Source organism: Nocardioides sp. (assembly GCF_030149505.1).
Lineage (GTDB): Bacteria > Actinomycetota > Actinomycetes > Propionibacteriales > Nocardioidaceae > Nocardioides.
Genome location: NZ_JASBRN010000057.1, coordinates 43,607 through 60,894 on the forward strand (window position 1 = coordinate 43,607; position 17,288 = coordinate 60,894).

At 73.5% G+C, this 17,288-nt stretch carries 15 protein-coding genes; 6 read left to right on the forward strand and 9 right to left on the reverse strand.

Annotated features, from left to right (window positions below):
* Position 1: 1 nt before the first annotated feature.
* On the forward strand, positions 2 to 679 hold the full coding sequence (locus Q1V71_RS12695) for an inositol monophosphatase family protein (RefSeq protein ID WP_300644187.1): 678 nt from the start codon (positions 2 to 4) through the stop codon (positions 677 to 679).
* On the opposite strand, the gene Q1V71_RS12700 is transcribed toward Q1V71_RS12695, so the two are convergent.
* The 3 genes from Q1V71_RS12700 to Q1V71_RS12710 are packed head-to-tail and all read right to left on the reverse strand — an operon-like array spanning position 676 to position 3,204.
* The gene (locus Q1V71_RS12700) at positions 676 to 1,401 is read right to left on the reverse strand and encodes a hypothetical protein (RefSeq protein ID WP_300644188.1); all 726 of its coding nucleotides are present in this window, start codon (positions 1,399 to 1,401) and stop codon (positions 676 to 678) included. The two genes, Q1V71_RS12695 and Q1V71_RS12700, sit on opposite strands and share 4 nt — an antisense overlap.
* A gap of 26 nt (positions 1,402 to 1,427) precedes the next feature.
* Positions 1,428 to 2,825 (reverse strand): glycine--tRNA ligase, encoded by a 1,398-nt coding sequence (locus Q1V71_RS12705; RefSeq protein WP_300644189.1) that lies wholly within the window; start codon positions 2,823 to 2,825, stop codon positions 1,428 to 1,430.
* Positions 2,826 to 2,880: 55 nt separating this feature from the next.
* Positions 2,881 to 3,204 (reverse strand): antibiotic biosynthesis monooxygenase family protein, encoded by a 324-nt coding sequence (locus tag Q1V71_RS12710; RefSeq protein ID WP_300644190.1) that lies wholly within the window; start codon positions 3,202 to 3,204, stop codon positions 2,881 to 2,883.
* A gap of 83 nt (positions 3,205 to 3,287) precedes the next feature.
* Between Q1V71_RS12710 and Q1V71_RS12715 the strand changes: the two genes are divergently transcribed.
* From Q1V71_RS12715 to Q1V71_RS12725, 3 genes are read left to right on the forward strand one after another with little or no spacing between them, the layout of a single operon-like run.
* Positions 3,288 to 4,235: a metal ABC transporter substrate-binding protein gene (locus Q1V71_RS12715; RefSeq protein WP_300644191.1), complete on the forward strand. Its 948-nt coding sequence runs from the start codon at positions 3,288 to 3,290 to the stop codon at positions 4,233 to 4,235.
* Entirely contained in the window at positions 4,229 to 5,104 is an 876-nt protein-coding gene (locus Q1V71_RS12720) for an ABC transporter ATP-binding protein (RefSeq protein WP_300644192.1), read from the forward strand. Before Q1V71_RS12715 ends, Q1V71_RS12720 begins: the two co-directional genes overlap by 7 nt.
* The gene (locus Q1V71_RS12725; protein ID WP_300644193.1) at positions 5,101 to 6,102 is read left to right on the forward strand and encodes a metal ABC transporter permease; all 1,002 of its coding nucleotides are present in this window, start codon (positions 5,101 to 5,103) and stop codon (positions 6,100 to 6,102) included. The genes Q1V71_RS12720 and Q1V71_RS12725 overlap by 4 nt, the downstream gene beginning before the upstream one ends.
* Positions 6,103 to 6,140: 38 nt before the next feature.
* On the opposite strand, the gene Q1V71_RS12730 is transcribed toward Q1V71_RS12725, so the two are convergent.
* The 5 genes from Q1V71_RS12730 to Q1V71_RS12750 all read right to left on the reverse strand — a co-directional run bounded on the left by Q1V71_RS12730 (position 6,141) and on the right by Q1V71_RS12750 (position 11,761).
* Positions 6,141 to 7,580 carry an alpha/beta hydrolase gene (locus Q1V71_RS12730; RefSeq protein WP_300644194.1) on the reverse strand — a complete coding sequence of 480 codons (1,440 nt, stop codon included), beginning with the start codon at positions 7,578 to 7,580 and terminating at the stop codon, positions 6,141 to 6,143.
* A 52-nt stretch (positions 7,581 to 7,632) separates the two neighbouring features.
* Positions 7,633 to 8,424, reverse strand: coding sequence for an isoprenyl transferase (locus Q1V71_RS12735; protein WP_300644195.1), 792 nt, complete (start codon positions 8,422 to 8,424; stop codon positions 7,633 to 7,635).
* Positions 8,425 to 8,435: 11 nt separating this feature from the next.
* On the reverse strand, positions 8,436 to 10,049 hold the full coding sequence (locus tag Q1V71_RS12740; protein WP_300644196.1) for a cell wall metabolism sensor histidine kinase WalK: 1,614 nt from the start codon (positions 10,047 to 10,049) through the stop codon (positions 8,436 to 8,438).
* Between the two features lie 83 nt (positions 10,050 to 10,132).
* The gene (recO, locus tag Q1V71_RS12745; protein ID WP_300644197.1) at positions 10,133 to 10,861 is read right to left on the reverse strand and encodes a DNA repair protein RecO; all 729 of its coding nucleotides are present in this window, start codon (positions 10,859 to 10,861) and stop codon (positions 10,133 to 10,135) included.
* A gap of 39 nt (positions 10,862 to 10,900) precedes the next feature.
* Positions 10,901 to 11,761: an alpha/beta fold hydrolase gene (locus Q1V71_RS12750; protein ID WP_300644198.1), complete on the reverse strand. Its 861-nt coding sequence runs from the start codon at positions 11,759 to 11,761 to the stop codon at positions 10,901 to 10,903.
* A 57-nt stretch (positions 11,762 to 11,818) separates the two neighbouring features.
* On the opposite strand from Q1V71_RS12750, the gene Q1V71_RS12755 reads away from it, so the two are divergent.
* Complete coding sequence (locus Q1V71_RS12755; protein WP_300644199.1) at positions 11,819 to 14,617, forward strand: ATP-binding protein; 2,799 nt, start codon at positions 11,819 to 11,821, stop codon at positions 14,615 to 14,617.
* A 21-nt stretch (positions 14,618 to 14,638) separates the two neighbouring features.
* Here the strand turns inward: Q1V71_RS12755 and leuA are convergent, their stop codons facing one another.
* Positions 14,639 to 16,327 (reverse strand): 2-isopropylmalate synthase, encoded by a 1,689-nt coding sequence (gene leuA / locus Q1V71_RS12760; RefSeq protein WP_300644222.1) that lies wholly within the window; start codon positions 16,325 to 16,327, stop codon positions 14,639 to 14,641.
* Between the two features lie 304 nt (positions 16,328 to 16,631).
* Here leuA and Q1V71_RS12765 point away from each other — a divergent pair, with 304 nt between their 5' ends.
* Entirely contained in the window at positions 16,632 to 17,249 is a 618-nt protein-coding gene (locus tag Q1V71_RS12765; RefSeq protein ID WP_300644200.1) for a DNA-binding response regulator, read from the forward strand.
* Positions 17,250 to 17,288 lie beyond the last annotated feature (39 nt).

Here is a 17,288-nt window from a genome sequence, read left to right on the forward strand (position 1 = left end):
CGTGAATCCGTCCCCGCTGGGCACCGAGGAGGTGCTGGCGATGGTCCAGGACGTCGTGGCGCGCCTCGTGACCCCCCGCTTCGGTCGGCTCGGCGACGGCGACGTCGCCAGCAAGCGCCGCCCCGGCGACCTCGTGACCGTCGCCGACCGCGAGGCCGAGGTCGAGCTGACCCGGCTGCTGCGCGCCGCGCACCCCGGCGGCGTGCTGGTCGTGGGCGAGGAGGCGGTCAGCGCCGACCCCCGCCTGCTGGGCGGGCTGGACACCGCCGAGCACGCCTTCACCGTCGACCCCGTCGACGGCACCCGGCACTTCGTCGCCGGCTCCCCCGACCACGCCACCATGCTCGCCGAGCTGCGCCGCGGCGAGGTCGTGCGCAGCTGGATCTGGCAGCCCCAGCACGGGCGCGCCTACGTGGCGGAGCGCGGCGCCGGCGCCTGGTGCGACGGCACCCGCCTCTCCCCGGGCCGGCGCCGGCCCGCCGGCCGAGCGCCCCGGCCGACCGGCACCTGCTGCGGGGTCGACTACCCGAGGCTGGCCTCGGGCGAGGCCGACGTGGCGGCGTACCTCAAGCAGAAGCCGTGGGACCACCTGCCGGGCGGACTGCTGCTCGCCGAGGCGGGCGGGAGCGTACGCCGCTGGGGACCGCTGCTCGTGGCGCGCCGGGGCCGGGGCGGCTAGGAGCGGCCGTTCCCGCCGTTGCCGTTGCCGCCGCCCTTGCCGGCGTTCCGGTCCTTGCCCGTGCCCTTGCCGTCCCCGGGGCGCTTGGCCCCGAGCTTCAGGACGTCGCCGGACCAGGTGATGGGGTTGAACTCCTGCGCGGGTCGGAAGGAGACCGACACCAGCTCCCCGGCGTCCGGGGCGAGGAAGACCAGGCAGCGCGTGACCTTGTCGCCCGGCCGGAACTTCTTGGGGAAGCTGGTGGACGGGCAGGGCTCGAACTCGGTCACGAAGGTGGAGGACTCCACCAGGGTGTCGTTGCCGTCGACGATGTAGAGCGGCGGGCGCTGGCCGCCGAGGTCGGTCTCACCGAGGTTCTTGAAGGTCGCCTCGACGAAGTAGGGGTTGGCCTTGGCCAGCTGCTTGTCCAGCTTCCAGCCCTGGAAGGACTCCTTGAACGTGGTGCGCCGCATGTCGGTGACCGTGATGCCCAGGACGCCCACGGTCGACTGGTCGACCTCGTACCCGACGGTCGCGGTGTCACCCAGCTCCAGCGCCGAGCCCTGGGCCGTCAGCTCCACGCCCTCGGGCACCTCGACGTCCGGGGTGGGCAGCGGCTCGGGGGTCGGGGTCGCCGACTCCGTCACCTCCGGCGCGGCGCCTTCGGGCTCGTCCCCGCCCGAGCAGGCGCTCAGCAGCAGGGCCGGGACGAGGACGAGAGGTCCGAGGAGGCGGGTGCGCACCGCGCCATTGTGCACGCGCGACCCGCTCAGGCGCCGAGGAACCGCTGGGCGAAGTAGCCGCTGATGCCCTCGATCGCGATCCGCTCCTGCTGCATGGAGTCGCGCTCGCGCACCGTCACGGCGCCGTCCTCGAGGGTGTCGAAGTCGACGGTCACGCAGTAGGGCGTGCCGATCTCGTCCTGGCGGCGGTAGCGCTTGCCGATCGCGCCGGCGTCGTCGAAGTCGACGTACCAGTTCTTGCGCAGCTCGGCGGCGAGGTCGCGGGCCTTGGGCGAGAGGTCGGCGTTGCGCGAGAGCGGCAGGACAGCGACCTTGACCGGCGCCAGGCGCGGGTCGAGGCGCAGCACGGTGCGCTTGTCGACACCGCCCTTGGTGTTGGGCGCCTCGTCCTCCTCGTAGGCGTCGACGAGGAAGGTCATGAGGCTGCGCGAGAGGCCGGCCGCCGGCTCGATGACGTACGGCGTGTAGCGCTCCCCCGCCGCTTGGTCGTAGTACGACAGGTCCTTGCCGGAGTGCTTGGCGTGGGTGGAGAGGTCGAAGTCGGTGCGGTTGGCGATGCCCTCGAGCTCGCCCCACTCCGAGCCGGCGAACCGGAAGCGGTACTCGATGTCGACGGTGCGCTTGGAGTAGTGGGAGAGCTTCTCCTGCGCGTGCTCGTAGTGGCGCAGGTTGTCGGGGTCGATGCCGAGGTCGGTATACCAGGCCGTCCGGGTGTCGATCCAGTACTGGTGCCACTCCTCGTCCTCGCCGGGCTTGACGAAGAACTCCATCTCCATCTGCTCGAACTCGCGGGTGCGGAAGATGAAGTTGCCCGGCGTGATCTCGTTGCGGAAGGACTTGCCGATCTGGGCGATGCCGAAGGGCGGCTTCATCCGCTGGCTGGTCACGACGTTGGCGAAGTTGAGGAAGATGCCCTGGGCGGTCTCGGGGCGCAGGTAGTGCAGCCCCGACTCGTCCTCGACGACACCGAGGTGGGTCTTGAGCATGCCGGAGAACTGCTTGGGCTCGGTCCAGGCGCCGCGGGTGCCGCAGTTGGCGCAGGCGATGTCGGCCATCGGCACGGTGTCGGGGTCGTCGATGCCCTTCTTCTCCGCGTAGGCCTCCTGCAGGTGGTCGGCACGGAACCGCTTGTGGCAGGACTGGCACTCGGTCAGCGGGTCGTTGAAGGTGTCGACGTGGCCGCTGGCCACCCAGGTCTCGCGCGGCAGGATGATCGAGGAGTCCAGGCCCACGACGTCGTCGCGCTGCTGGACCATCGCCTTCCACCACTGGCGCTTGATGTTCTCCTTGAGCTCCACGCCGAGCGGGCCGTAGTCCCACGCGGAGCGGGTGCCGCCGTAGATCTCGCCGCACGGGTAGACGAAGCCTCGGCGCTTAGCCAGGGAGACGACGTTGTCGACGGCGGACGGGGGCGGCTTGGCCACGGGATGGCTCGCTCTCTGCTGCGGTTCGACGCCGGCCGGCTGCCGACGGGAGCGCTCAGCCTAACGAGCGGGCCGACGCCACGTTGAGGTCGGTCCCCGGGCCCTCGACGACCTCGTAGGCACTGGGTTCGTCCAGCGCCCGGTAGAGCACCGGCACGGCGCGCATCTTGACGTCGTACGACGACAGGGCCCGGCGATAGGCGCCCACGTGCTCCCAGCGCGTCGTGAGCACCCACAGGGTCGGGTCGTCGACGTTGCGCCCGACCGTGCCGTCCAGGTAGCCGGGCCGCGCCGCCAGCGCCTCGTGCGCGGTCGCCAGGTCGACCCGGAAGGAGTCGACGTCCTCGACGGGGACCCGGAAGCGCGTCACGACCAGCACGGCGGCGAGCCTACGGCAGCCGTCCCGGCGGCCCGCCTCGATCAAGTTGACAATGATTCCCACTACTGCTGAGAATCGTTCCCATGAGCTCGTTCCCCGCCCGCCCTGCCGCCCTGTCCGCCCTCCTCCTTGCCGGGACGGTCACGTTGAGCAGCTGCGCCGCGTTCTCCGACGCCGGCGCGGCGGGGGACGGCTCGTCGGACGGCACGGTCACCGTGGCGGCCGCCTTCTACCCGTTGGAGTACGTCGCGTCCCGGGTCGCCGGTGACCGCGCGGTGGTCGAGGGGCTCACGTCCCCCGGCCAGGAGGCCCACGACGCCGAGCTGTCGATCCAGCAGACCGCGACCCTGGCCGAGGCCGACCTGACGGTCTTCCTCGACGGTTTCCAGCCGACGGTCGACGCCGCCGTCGAGGAGGGCACCGGCGGTGCGGTCCTCGAGGTCGGCGAGACCGTGGGACTGCGCCAGCTCGGCGAGGCCCACTCCGAGGACGACGGGCACGACCACGCCGCCGGCGACCTGGACCCGCACTTCTGGCTCGACCCGATGAAGATGGCCGACCTGGCCGACGCGGTGGCCGAGGAGCTGTCCGCGGTCGACGCCGAGGGCGCCGAGGAGTACGCCGCCAACGCCGCCGACCTGCGCGCCGAGCTGGAGCAGCTCGACGCCGACTACGCCTCCGGCCTGGCCTCGTGCGAGCGCGACCTGGTGGTGGTCAACCACGACGCGTTCGGCTACCTCACCAAGTACGGCCTGGAGCTGGAGGCGATCGCCGGTCTCTCCCCCGACTCCGAGCCCACCGCCGCCGACGTCGCGCGGCTGCAGGACCTGATCGAGGACGAGGGCGTCACCACCGTGTTCTCCGAGACCCTCGTGAGCCCGGAGACCGCCGAGACCCTGGCCCGCGACGCCGGCGTCGAGGCCGACGTGCTGGACCCGATCGAGGGCCTGACCGACACCACCGCGGACGAGGACTACCTTTCCCTCATGCGCGCCAACCTCGAGGCACTCCGGGCAGCGAACGGGTGCTGAGCACCCGCACGTCCCCCCCGACCACCCCGCACCCCGTCGTCGCCGTCCACGACGGCGGGGTGGTGCTGGGTGGTCGTCCCGTCCTCCGCGGCATCGACCTCGAGGTCCGCGCCGGCGAGTTCGTCGCGCTCCTCGGCGCGAACGGCTCCGGGAAGTCGACCCTCGTGCGCGCCGTGACAGGGCTGCTCCCCCTGGCCCGCGGCGAGGTGCGGCTCTTCGGGGAGCCGCAGGACTCGCTGCGCGACCGGCACCGCGTGGGCTACGTGCCGCAGCGCGCGACCGCAGCCAGCGGAGTCCCGGCGTCGGTCTCGGAGGTCGTCGCCGCAGGCCGGCTGGGCCACCGCCGGCTCCTGCGTCCGCTGCGCCCGGTCGACCGGCGCGCGATCGCGGACGCCCTGGACGTGGTCGGCCTCGCCGACCAGGCTCGGGACAGCGTCTCCTCGCTCTCCGGCGGCCAGCAGCAGCGGGTGCTCATCGCCCGTGCCCTGGCCGGCCAGCCGGAGCTGCTGATCCTCGACGAGCCCACCGCTGGCGTGGACCTGCCGCACCAGCAGGCCCTCGCCGACGCGCTCGGCACCCTCAAGGAGCGCGGGGTCACGGTGCTGCTGGTCGCCCACGAGCTCGGGCCGCTGGCCCCGCTGGTGGACCGGGTCGTGGTGGTGCGTCACGGCCGGCTCGCCTACGACGGCCCTGCGCTGGCCGAGGCCGGGAGCGGCTCGGGGCACGCGCCGTACCTCTCCCTGGTCGACGGGCACCACCACGCCCACGACCACGACCACCCCGGCACGGGCCGGGCACACCGGCACGACCACGCACCGCACGTCGCCGGCCCCCTGGACGGCTCGCACGAGGGAGGCGGTCGAGGATGATCGACCTGCTCGGCTACGGCTTCATGCAGCGGGCGCTGATCGCCGCGCTCGTCACCGGCCTCGCCGCACCCGTCGTGGGCGTCTACCTCGTCCAGCGCCGGCTCGCCCTCATGGGCGACGGTCTGGGCCACGTCGCGGTCACGGGCGTGGCCGTGGGCCTGCTGACGGGCACCTCCCCGACGTGGACCGCCGTCGGCGTGGCCGTGCTCGGCGCCGTGCTGATCGAGGTCATCCGCGAGCGCGGCCACACCAGCGGGGACGTCGCGCTGGCGCTGCTCTTCTACGGCGGCATCGCCGGCGGCGTGCTGCTCGTGGGGCTGGGCGACCAGAGCGCCGCCCGGCTCAACCAGTTCCTCTTCGGCGCCCTCACCTCGCTCGGGCCCGACGACGTGCTCGCCGCCACGCTGCTCGCCGCCGTCGTGGTCGTCCTCGGGATCGGCCTGGCACCGCAGCTCTTCGCCGTCGCCCACGACGCGGAGTTCGCCCGCGTCAACGGGCTCAGCGTCCGCGGCTACAACCTGCTCGTCGCGGTGCTGGCCGCGGTGACGGTGACGGTCGCGATGCGCACCGTCGGCCTGCTGCTGGTCTCGGCGCTCATGGTGGTGCCGGTCGCCACGGCCCAGCAGCTGACCCGGACCTTCCGCGGCACCCTCCTGGCGGCCGTGGCCCTGGGCGCAGGCGCCTCGGTCGGTGGACTGCTGCTCGCCGCCTGGGTCGGGCTGCGCTTCGACGCCGACGTCGCCACCGGGCCCACGATCGTGCTGCTCTCGCTCGCCGGCTTCGTCCTCACCTGGCCGATCGGCATCCTCGTGCGGCACCGGCAGCGGGTGCGGCGCCCCTTCGAGGACGAGGTGCCCGACGAGCACCTGGTAGCCGACCACGACCACGCGCACGGACCCGACTGCGGCCACGTCGCGGTCCCCCACGGCGACCACGTCGACTACGTGCACGACGGGCACCGGCACGCCCCGCACGGCCGGCACTACGACGAGCACTGACCGTCCGTCGTACCGGTCCGCGGCGGGGCCGGGGCTGGTCAGCAGCCGACGCCGGTGAGGTCCCCGTCGTCGATCGCGCCGCCGGCCAGGTGCATGGCCGAGCAGTAGTAGAACGACAGCAGCGGGTCGCGCTCCAGCACGACCGGCTCCCACACGCCGCCGCCGACCGGCTCGAGGTAGCGGAACCGCTCCGCCAGCAGCGGCCGCAGCGGCTTGTTCTTGAGGTAGTGGTCCAGCCACCGCTGGGTGTAGGCGCTGGTGAGCGCCTGGCCCCACCGGCTGGCCGGCAGCGCGAGCGGGATGTCGGTGTACTCCAGGTGCATCGAGGCCCGCGGGACGACGAGCAGCGAGTCGACGTCGGCGCTGCGCCAGGCGTCGAAGCCGGTCTCCTTCTCCCGGGTCGGGGACGGGCCGTCGGGCGAGGGCTCCGGACGCAACGAGGACCCTCCGGAGAGGAACCAGGGGCTGACCGTGAAGCCGTACTCGGACTGGATCGCCAGCGCGGGCACCACCGGCTCGACAGGGGTGCCGTCCTCGGCCGGCCCGGACTGCAGCTTGTCCAGCGCCACGATCGTCGAGATCCGCTCGTCGACCGCCTGCACCTGCGAGATCGCCGCCGCGCCCAGGGAGTGACCGACCACGGCGATCTTGGCGGTGCGCCCCGCGGCGCTGGGCCGGCGGTCCGGGCGGCGGTCCAGCAGCGCGTGCCAGGGGTTGGAGCCGGTCACCTCGCCCTCGGTGGCGCCGTACGCCGGGGCCGGGTCCTGCGGGGTGGACAGCAGGAAGGTGAGCGCGTCCTGCGTGCCGACGACGAAGTTGTCGATCTGCTGGGACGGCACCCCGCTGAGCGAGCCGTCGCTCGGGAGGGTCTGGCTCGTGCCCTGACCCTGCACGTCGTAGGTGAGCACGACGTAGCCGCGCTCGGCGAGGTCCTGGGCCAGCCAGAGGTACATGTTCTCGCTGCCCTGCACCGAGCCCTCGGTGATGACGACGCCGGGGAACGGCGGGCGCAGGCGCTTGCCGGTGTAGGGGTCCCGCGCACCCTCGAGCGGGGCGTGCAGGGTGCCGCGCAGCAGCGCGCCGTACCGGTTGGTGAACGAGACCGGCAGCGCGCGGCCGCGGGTGCCGTCCCAGCCGGCGCGCAGCGGGTTGCCGACGTTCCACCCCGGGAAGTACGCGCCGGCGGTGATCGAGGGTCGGGTCGGCGTCGCCGCCTGCTCGAGCAGCTGGGCCAGGGCGACGGCGGGGATCTCGGTGGCCAGCGCCGGCAGGTAGTCGGGGTCGGCCAGCTGCACGTCGGTGATCCGCCCGTAGGCGTCGTCGATGTTCTGCAGGTCGCGCGCGACGTACTCCGGGCTGCCGGGCTCGGGTGCCCCGCGGTCGGGTGCCGCGGCGGCGTACGTCGTCGGGGCCGCGAGGGCGGCGGCGAGCAGGGTGGCGGTGGCCAGCTTCCGAGAGGCCAGGGTGCGCAGGGTCACGCACGTCACAACGACGCCACGGCCCGGCCGGTCACGCGCCCGGCCGGGGTTCTCAGGGAGTGGGCGGCCCGGGGTTGGGCTGGGCGCCACCGAAGCGGCGGTCGCGCTCGGCGTAGATCTCGATGGCGCGCCACAGCGCGAGCCGGTCCACGTCGGGCCACAGGACGTCGGTGAAGACCATCTCGGAGTAGGCGGCCTGCCAGAGCATGAAGTTGGACAGCCGCTGCTCCCCCGAGGTGCGCCAGACCAGGTCGGCGTCGGGGAGGTCGGGCAGGTAGAGCGCCTTGGCGAAGCGCTTCTCGTCGATCTTCTCCGGGTCCAGGCGACCGGCGGCGACCTCGCGGGCGAGGGTGCGCGCGGCGTCGGCGAGCTCGGCGCGGCCGCCGTAGTTGACGCACATCGTCAGCGTGAGCACGTCGTTGTCGCGGGTCATCTCCTCGGCGACCTGCAGCTCCTTGACCACGGAGCGCCACAGCCGCGGCGCCCGCCCGGCCCAGCGCACGCGCACCCCGAGCTCGTGCATCTCGTCGCGCCGGCGGCGGATGACGTCGCGGTTGAAGCCCATGAGGAAGCGCACCTCCTCGGGGCTGCGCCGCCAGTTCTCGGTGGAGAAGGCGTAGGCGGAGACCGCCTTCACGCCGATCTCGATGGCCCCCTCGACGACGTCGAAGAGCGAGGCCTCGCCGGCCTCGTGGCCGCGGGTGCGCGGCAGGCCGCGCTGCTTGGCCCACCGGCCGTTGCCGTCCATCACGATCGCCACGTGGCCGGGCACCAGCTCCGGCGGGAGCGCGGGCGGGCGGGCGCCCGAGGGGTGCGGCGTGGGCGGACGGACGGGGCGCTTCACGACAGCGGAGCCTACGGGCCCGCGGGGGCCTGCCGGGGCAGCAGGACCCGCACGGTCGTGCCCACCCCCACCTCGCTCTCGACGTCGATCCGTCCGCCGTGGGCGGCGACGATGTCACGGGCGATGCACAGGCCCAGGCCCAGGCCCGGGATCGCCAGGTCGCGGCTGGTGCTGCTGCGGTGGAAGCGGACGAAGAGCCGGTCCAGGTCGTCGGGCGGGATGCCGGTGCCGGTGTCGCACACCGCCAGCTCGACGAGCCCGCCCTGCCCGCCCTGGCTCTCGGCGGGACGCTCGGTGACCTCGACGCAGACCCTCCCCCCGGCACCGGTGTGCTTGAGCGCGTTGGAGAGCAGGTTGTCCAGCACCTGCCCGATCCGTCGGGGGTCGACGTGCACGGGCAGCGACCCCGGGCAGCGCCGGTCGAGCTCGACGCCGGCGGCCTCCGCTGCCGGGGTGGCGACCTCCACGGCCTCTCGCACCAGCACCGCCAGGTCGCTCTCGGTGCGGTGGACGGGGAGCGGACCGCTGCCGGCCTGTGCCGTGGCGAGCAGGTCGCCGACGAGCCGGTCCAGGCGCACGGTGTTGCGCTCGACCACGCGCAGGTGGTCGGCGGCCGGGGCCGGGAGGTCCTCCCGCCCGAGCACCACCTCGACGTAACCGGCGATGGAGGCCAGCGGGGTGCGCAGCTCGTGGGAGACGGTGGAGACGAACTCGTCCTTGGCCTCCAGGGCGCTCAGCAGGTCGGTGATGTCCTTGTAGGCCAGCGCCGCCCCGACGCGCCGCCCCTGGTCGTCGCGCAGCGTGCGCGCTGAGACCGACAGCGCCCGCCGGGTCAGCGGGTCGTCGCCGCACCAGATCCGGATGTCGGAGTACTCCTCGCCGGAGGCGGCGCGGAAGCTCGGCATCTCCTCGCGCGCCACCCGTCGGCCGTCGGGGTGGTGGACCGCCCCGAGCTGACCGGCCCTCCCCGCATGGCCGTCGGGGAAGGCGAGGTCGATGAAGTCCTGGTGGCGACGGTTGGCGCGCAGGTAGCGGCCCTCGGCGTCGAGCAGCACCAGCCCCACGTCGACGGTGTCGAGGATCGCGGTGGAGATCCGGCGTTCGGACTCGGCGCGGGTCACGGCCGAGGCGACGCCCAGGCCGACCAGCCAGGCGACGAGGGGCGGCAGCACGGCCCGGGTCAGCGAGGCACCGGAGAGACCGACGTAGAGCAGCCCCGGGACCGACACGACCGCCGCGGCCGCCAGGCCCGCGGCGGCGGCTCCGCGGGCGCCGTGGAGCCGGGCCAGCCACAGCGCGGGCAGCACCACCAGGATCCCCGCCGCCGAGCCCTCGGGCACCAGCCGCACCAGCCCGACCGCGGCCAGGTCGAGCCCGACCACCAGCAGCGGAGCATGTCGCACGCCCGACCCCGCGCCGGGCGCGACCCACACCGCGAGGGTGGTCAGCGCCAGCAGGCCCAGCCCGACCAGCGGTCCGCGAGCCGCGTCCAGCGGCGTACCGACCGAGGAGCGCAGGAGGGTGTCGAGCAGCACGAGGGCGGCGAACGCGGTCTGCAGCAGGCGGGGGTCGGGGTCGTCGACCAGGTTGACCACCCGTCGCAGGGCAGCGAGGTAGGACCGCATCGGACTCCCTTCCCCGGTCTCCCCCGGACCACCGGGGGCCAGCATGACACCCCCGGGGGCACCGCGGGGGTCATCCGCGGGCGTCAGCGCTGCAGGTGCTCCATCGAGCGCAGGCCGCGCTCCAGGTGCCAGGAGAGGTACGCCGCCACCAACCCGCTCGCCTCGCGCAGGGTGCGCGGGTCGGCGCTGCCGACGGTCGGCCAGTCGCCGGCGAGCAGCGCTCCGAGGACCTCGACGGTGCCCGCGGCCGGGCTGGCGGAGCCGGGCACGCGACAGGTGCTGCACAGCACCCCGCCCATCGAGGGGTTGAACCAGCGGTGCGGGCCCTCGAGCCCGCAGCGGGCGCAGCCCTCGAAGCTCGGGGCGTAGCCGGCGACCGACAGCGAGCGCAGGATGTAGGAGTCGAGGACCTGGCCCGGCCCGATCTCACCCGCGGCCATCGCCCGCAGCCCGCCGACGAGCAGGAGGTACTGCTGCGTCGCCGGCTCGCGCTCCTCGACGACCAGCCGCTCGGCCGTCTCGAGCATCACCGTGCCGGCGGTGTAGCGCTCGTAGTCGGCTCCCATCCGGCCCGCGAAGGGCGTGATCGTCTCGGCCTGGGTGATGGTGTCGAGGTTGCGCCCGTCGGCGAGCTGGAGGTCGACGTGGGTGAAGGGCTCCAGCCGCGAGCCCCACCGCGACGAGGTGCGTCGCACCCCGCGGGCGACCGCGCGCACCACGCCGTGCCGGCGGGTGAGCAGGGTGATGATCCGGTCGGCCTCCCCCAGCTTGTGGGTGCGCAGCACGACCGCCTCGTCGCGGTAGAGGGGCACCGCGCCATTGTGCCCCGTCGGGCCCGAGGATCCGGGGGTCTAGCGCGTGGCGGAGCGCCGGCGGCGGCGCTGGACGCGCCAGCAGCTCTGGCAGAAGCCGATGGCCGCACCCGTCAGCCGCTCGGGGCGCAGCCGCCACTCCAGCAGGCTGCGGGCGCTGACGAACTCGGCGTCGGGGATCTCCGCGGCCAGCATCGCCGCGTCGGCCGCGGGGTGGATGGGGTCCCGGGTGTGCCCGACCACCAGCGCAGGGGCGGTGATCCGGCGCCTTTCCCTCGACATCGGCGCGACCCTGCCGAACAGGAGACCGTGGAGCAGCGCGGCGGTCGCACCGGGGCGCTGGTCCAGCACGTCGAGGGCCACCCCGGCCCAGAAGGGCAGCAGCGAGCGGGGCACGACCCCGGACAGGAGACGAGCACCGTCGACGCTCACGGGCAGCAGGCGCGAGGCGAGCAGCAGCGGGGACGCCGCGACGATGCTCGCCTCGAGGGCGTTGTCCAGGACGGGCATCTCCAGCAGCAGGCCGCGCACGCGGTCGGGCGCGGCGACGGCGACCTCGAGGGCGACGTTGGCCCCCAGGGACGTCCCGCCGACCACGGCCTCGGGAGCCCCGAGATGGTCCAGCAGGGCGACAACCTGCTCACCGAAGGCCTGCACGGAGTAGGCGAGCGGATCCGCCGGGCGGTCCGAGCGGCCGTGCCCGAGCAGGTCCAGGGTCACCACGTGCAGACCGGACCCGGCCAGGGCGCGGGCCAGCGGCTCGTGCATGCGCCGGGTCATCAGCTGGCCGTGCACGAGCACGACCCAGGAGTCGCCCGAGCCGTACTCGGTGTACTCCAGGCGGTCCCGACCGTCCTCGGTGTGGAAGAAGAACTGCCCGACGCGCTCGGAGACCAGCATGGGGCGAATCTAGCCGGACCGGCCCCCGCCAGCGGTCAGGGACGTGAGAATGGGCCCATGGCCACCGCGGTCACCTCCCTGCCCGCGCCCGCAGCCCCCGCCCTGGGCCTGCGGGTTGCCGTGCTGCTGCTGGCGACGACGTACGTCGTGGCGACCGTGTCGGTGGCCTGGCGCCCCGCGGACAACCCGGTCGCCGGCTGGTGGCCGGCGGCAGGGCTGGCGGTGGCCCTGGTGGCGCTGGCGCGCCCCGGCGCGGGTCGGCTGGCCGCGGTGGCGGCGGGCATCGCGGTCACGACGGGCCTGGCGAACCTCACCGGCGGCCGCACCCTGGACGTCTCCGCCGCCTTCGGCGCGGTGAACGCGGCCGAGGCGGTGGTGGCAGGCCTGGTGCTGCGCGCCCGACCGACGCCCGGACCACCGGTGCTCGTGAGGCTGCCGGACTTCGTGCGGCTCCTGGTCGCGGCCGCGCTCGGCGGCCTCGTCATCGCCGTGGGCAGCGGCACCGTGGTGTGGGCGATGCTCGACGGAGGCTTCCTCGCGACCGCCCGGACCACCTTCCCGGCGCACGCTGCCGCGATCCTCGTGGTGCTCCCGCTCGCGCTCACCTGGCGCCTGCGCGGGGGCCCGGTCGTCGACCGGCGCGAGCTCGCTGCGCAGGTGACGCTCCTCGTGGTGTCGGTCGGCCTCGTCTTCATGCCGGCACAGGAGCTGGCGTTGACCTTCGTCCCCCTGACCTTGCTGGTGTGGGCTGCGCTGCGCTTCGACCTGCGGGTCGTCTCCGTGCAGCTGGCGGGCTTCGCCGCGGCCACCACCTCCTTCAACGCCCTGGGCTGGGGCCCCTTCGCCGCCGAGATCGACGAGGGGTTCACGAGCCAGGTCGGTGCGGCGTCGCTGTGCCAGCTCTACGTCGTCTGCGCCGCCCTGCTGACCGTCCCGCTGGCCCTGCTGCTGGCCGAGCGCAACCGGCTGGCGGTCCAGGCCAGCGCCGAGGAGGTGCTCTTCCGGCGCAACTTCACCGACTCCCTGCTCGGCCAGCTGCTGCTGCGGCTGGAGGGCGGGGCACTGCGCGTCGTGGACGCCAACGACACCGCCGCGGACGTCCTCGGCCGCCCGCACGGCTCGCTGCTCGGCCTGGGGTTGGGCGACCTGCTGGCCACGCCGCCCGAGCTCGACGTGCGCACCGCCGCCGGGCAGTCGTGGCGTGGGCGGGTCAGCGTCCGCGGCGCCGCCTCCACCCGGGTCGAGGTCGCGCTCAGCCGGCTCTCCCACGGCGACGACGACGACCGCCGGGTCGTGTGGTCGGCCCAGCTGCTCGACGTCTCCGCCGAGCACGTGGCACGCCAGCGGCTCGAGGCGGCCGAGCGGCTCACCTCCGCGACCCTCGACACGACCGCCGCGATCATCCTCGTCACCGACCTGGAGGGCCGGATCGTGCGCGTCAACGCCGCGACCACCGGGCTCACCGGCTGGACCGAGGCGGACCTGGTCGGACGCACCATCGCCGAGACCAGCCTGGTGGCCAGCGCCCCCGACCTCGACGCCTTGTTCCTCTGGCCCAACCGGTCGGGCCAGCCGGTGGTCCGCGAGGCCGACGCGACGACCCGCGACGGATCCACGCTGCGGGTGCTGTGGAGCAACAACATGGTGCGCGACGAGCAGGACCTGCCGGCGTACGCCGTGCTCACCGGCATCGACGTCACCACCGAGCGCGCGAGCGCCGGCCTCGTCTCCCACCTGATGCGGGCCGCGATCACGACCGCGATCATCGGTGTCGACGACCACGGGCGGATCACCGTGTTCAACGCCGGCGCCGAGCTGATGCTCGACCACGACGCGGGCCGCCAGGTCGGGCAGCGCTTCCTCGACCTGCTCGACCCCGACCAGGTCTCCGAGCGGCTCGGCAGCCGGGACCCGGACGAGGCCTTCGCGACGCTGGTGCGGGGCATCGGCTCGGGCGAGCTGCCCGCCCGGGACTGGCTGTGGGTGGCCCGGGACGGCAGCCGCCGGGTCGTCTCGATGTCCCTGAGCGCCACCGCCGGCGGCGTGACCCCGCACGTGGGCTTCCTCTGCGTGGGCCGCGACGTCACCGAGCAGCGCCAGGGCCAGGACATGCTGGTGGCGGCGCTGGAGAAGGAGCGGACCGCCGTCGAGCGGCTGCGGGCCCTGGACGAGGCGAAGAACGAGTTCGTCTCGACGGTCTCCCACGAGCTGCGCACGCCCGTGACCAGCATCGTGGGCTACACCGAGATGCTCCAGGACGGCACCGTCGTGGACCCCCTGCCCGACCAGCTCCCGCTGTTCGACACCATCGCGCGCAACGGCCAGCGTCTGATCGTGCTCTGCAACGACCTGCTGACCCTGGCCGGCCTGGACTCGGAGTCGATCACCTGGGAGGCCGAGCAGGTCGACCTCGGCGAGGTGCTGGGCGCCGTCGAAGAGTCGGTGGCGCCGCTGCTGGCCGACCGCCACCTCGAGGTCCTGGTCGAGCGGCCCGACTCCCCCGCCGTGGTCGTCGGCGACCCCGCGCAGCTGGAGCGGGTCGTGCTCAACCTGGTCACCAACGCCATCAAGTTCACCGAGGACGGCGGCGTGGTCCGCGCCCGCGTCGAGGTCTCCGGCGACGAGGTCGTCCTGACCGTGACCGACACCGGCATCGGCATCCCGACCGAGGAGCAGGACAACCTGTTCCAGAAGTTCTTCCGCTCCTCGACCGCGCAGAAGGAGGCGATCCAGGGCACCGGTCTCGGGCTGTCGATCGTCTCGGCGATCGTCTCGGCCCACGGCGGCACGATCCGGGTGCGCTCAGCGCACCTGGAGGGCGCGACCTTCACGGTGCGGCTGCCGGTCAAGTACTGACGCGCAGCCGCACCGTGGCGCTCAGGCGCGGTTGACGGCGCTGACGACCGCCTGCAGGGAGGCCGTGACGATGTTGGGGTCGATCCCCACGCCCCACCGCACCTGGCCGTCGACGGCGCACTCGACGTACGCCGCGGCGAGGGCGTCACCGCCGGCCGAGAGCGCGTGCTCGGCGTAGTCCAGGACGCGCACGTCCTCGACACCGAGGACGTCGGGGCCCAGGGTCGAGATGGCGTCGACGAAGGCCGAGAGCGGGCCGTTGCCCTCCCCGGTGAGCGTGCGTGCCTCGCCGTCGACGAAGACGTTGACCTCCAGGGCGTCCTTCTGCCCCGCCGCGGAGGAGGTGTGGACCGAGTCCAGGCGCAGCGGCGCCTCGCGGTCGAGGTACTCGGAGCGGAAGACGTCCCAGATCTGCTCCGGGGTCATCTCCCCGCCCTCGGCGTCGGTGCGCTGCTGCACGACCCGGGAGAACTCGATCTGCGCGCGCCGCGGCAGGTCCAGCTTGTGCTCGGCCTTGAGGACGTAGGCCACGCCTCCCTTGCCGGACTGGCTGTTGACCCGGATGACGGCCTCGTAGGAGCGACCGACATCCTTGGGGTCGATCGGCAGGTACGGCGCCTCCCAGGGCATCTGCGCGACCGGGACGCCCTGCTCCCCGGCGCGGCGCTCGAGGTCCTCCAGGCCCTTCTTGATCGCGTCCTGGTGGGAGCCGGAGAAGGCGGTGTAGACCAGGTCGCCGGCGTAGGGGTGGCGCGGGTGGACCGGCAGCTGCGTGCAGTACTCCACCGTGCGGCGGACCTCGTCGATGTCGGAGAAGTCGATCATCGGGTCCACGCCCTGGCTGAAGAGGTTCATGCCGAGGGTGACCAGGCAGACGTTGCCGGTGCGCTCGCCGTGGCCGAACAGGCAGCCCTCGACCCGGTCCGCACCGGCCATCAGCGCCAGCTCGGTGGCCGCGACCGCGGTGCCGCGGTCGTTGTGCGGGTGCAGGGAGATGACGGTGTTCTCGCGCCGGGTCAGCTGGCGGGAGAACCACTCGATCTGGTCGGCGTAGACGTTGGGCGTCGCCACCTCGACCGTCGCCGGCAGGTTGAGGATGATCTCGCGGCCGTCCTCGGGCTGCCAGACGTCGGTGACGGCCTCGCAGACCTCCAGGCTGAAGGGCAGCTCGGTCGAGGTGAAGATCTCCGGGCTGTACTCGTAGCCGATGACCGTCATGTCCAGGTGGGCGGCGCCGTGCTTCATGACCAGCTCGGTGCCGCGCACGGCGATGTCCTTGACCTCGTCGGTGCTGGCCTTGAACACCACCCGGCGGAACATCGGCGCCAGCGCGTTGTAGAGGTGGATGTTGGCCCGCGGGACGCCGACCAGCGACTGCACGGAGCGCTCGATCAGGTCCTCGCGCGCCTGGGTCAGCACGGAGATGGTGACGTCGTCGGGGATCCGGTCGCCCTCGATGAGCTGGCGGACGAAGGCGAAGTCGGTCTCGCTGGCCGAGGGGAACCCGACCTCGATCTCCTTGTAGCCCATCTGGACGAGCAGGTCGAACATCCGCATCTTGCGGGCCGGGCTCATCGGGTCGATCAGCGCCTGGTTGCCGTCGCGCAGGTCGGTGGACAGCCAGCGCGGGGCCTGGGTGATGCTGCGCTCGGGCCAGGTGCGGTCGGGCAGGTCGATCGGCGGGAAGGCGCGGTAGCGCTCGACGGGCATGCCGCTGGGCTTCTGGGGCGGGATGGTCACGGTGTCCTCGCTGGGTGCTCTGGGTGTGGGTCGTGGTGACCGGCGCGCAGGGAGCCTCCGCAGCGAGGGGGTCCGGTCGGGCTCAGACCTCGCTGCGGCAGCGAAGGAGAAGGGCGTGCTGCTGCGTCATGACCCGGTCACCATACCCTGCACGGCCCCGACGTGCGCCCCGGACGGCCGGACGACCACCACGCGGGCGACTCTGGTCCGAAATCACCCCGCAGGGTGAGGCGAGATCTTGAGCGGTGCCTTGCGCCCCCAGTATTTTCGCCACATGCCTCCCTCGTCCGTGCGTCCGGTGCGGCTGGGCGTCCTCGACGAGAGCGAGCTGGTGACCCAGGGCCTCGCCGGGATGCTCCGGCCCCACGCGGCCCGGGTGTCCCTGCGCCCCCTGCGCAGCAGCGCCGGGCACGTGCCCGACACCACCGGGCTGGACGTCGTCCTCTGCGACCCGTTCGCCGGTCAGGACGTGCAGGAACGGCTGGGTCGCCTCCCCGCACTGGCGCCGGCGAAGGTGCTGGTCTACACCTGGCACGACCACCCGCACCGTCGCCGGCGAGCGCTGGAGGCGGGCGCCGACGGCTACCTGGTCAAGGACGCCCCCGGCCAGGAGCTGGTCGCGGCCATCGATGCGCTGCTGCGCGGTGACCGGCCCTCCCTGCCCGCCGGCACCGCCGGCGAGCAGGACCACGACTTCCCCGGTCTCTCCCAGCGGGAGTCCGAGGTGCTGGTGCTGATCGGTCGCGGCTTGTCCAACCAGGAGATCGCCGAGCGCCTCTACGTCTCGGTCAACTCCGTGAAGACCTACGTGCGCCAGGTGTACGCCAAGACCGGGGTGACCCGGCGCACCCAGGCCGTCGCCTGGGCCCACGAGCACGGCTGGACCGAGTAGCCGACCGGTCGCGTCCCCCGAGACGCCTCGGGAGCGTCC

Excerpts from the sequence above, each read along its gene's own strand:
- Q1V71_RS12755 (WP_300644199.1), top strand. The coding sequence starts at position 11,819 with ATGGCCACCGCGGTCACCTCCCTGCCCGCGCCCGCAGCCCCCGCCCTG.
- Q1V71_RS12765 (WP_300644200.1), top strand. The coding sequence starts at position 16,632 with ATGCCTCCCTCGTCCGTGCGTCCGGTGCGGCTGGGCGTCCTCGACGAG.
- Q1V71_RS12740 (WP_300644196.1), bottom strand. The coding sequence starts at position 10,049 with ATGCGGTCCTACCTCGCTGCCCTGCGACGGGTGGTCAACCTGGTCGAC.
- Q1V71_RS12750 (WP_300644198.1), bottom strand. The coding sequence starts at position 11,761 with ATGCTGGTCTCCGAGCGCGTCGGGCAGTTCTTCTTCCACACCGAGGAC.
- Q1V71_RS12725 (WP_300644193.1), top strand. The coding sequence starts at position 5,101 with ATGATCGACCTGCTCGGCTACGGCTTCATGCAGCGGGCGCTGATCGCC.
- leuA (WP_300644222.1), bottom strand. The coding sequence starts at position 16,327 with ATGCCCGTCGAGCGCTACCGCGCCTTCCCGCCGATCGACCTGCCCGAC.
- Q1V71_RS12715 (WP_300644191.1), top strand. The coding sequence starts at position 3,288 with ATGAGCTCGTTCCCCGCCCGCCCTGCCGCCCTGTCCGCCCTCCTCCTT.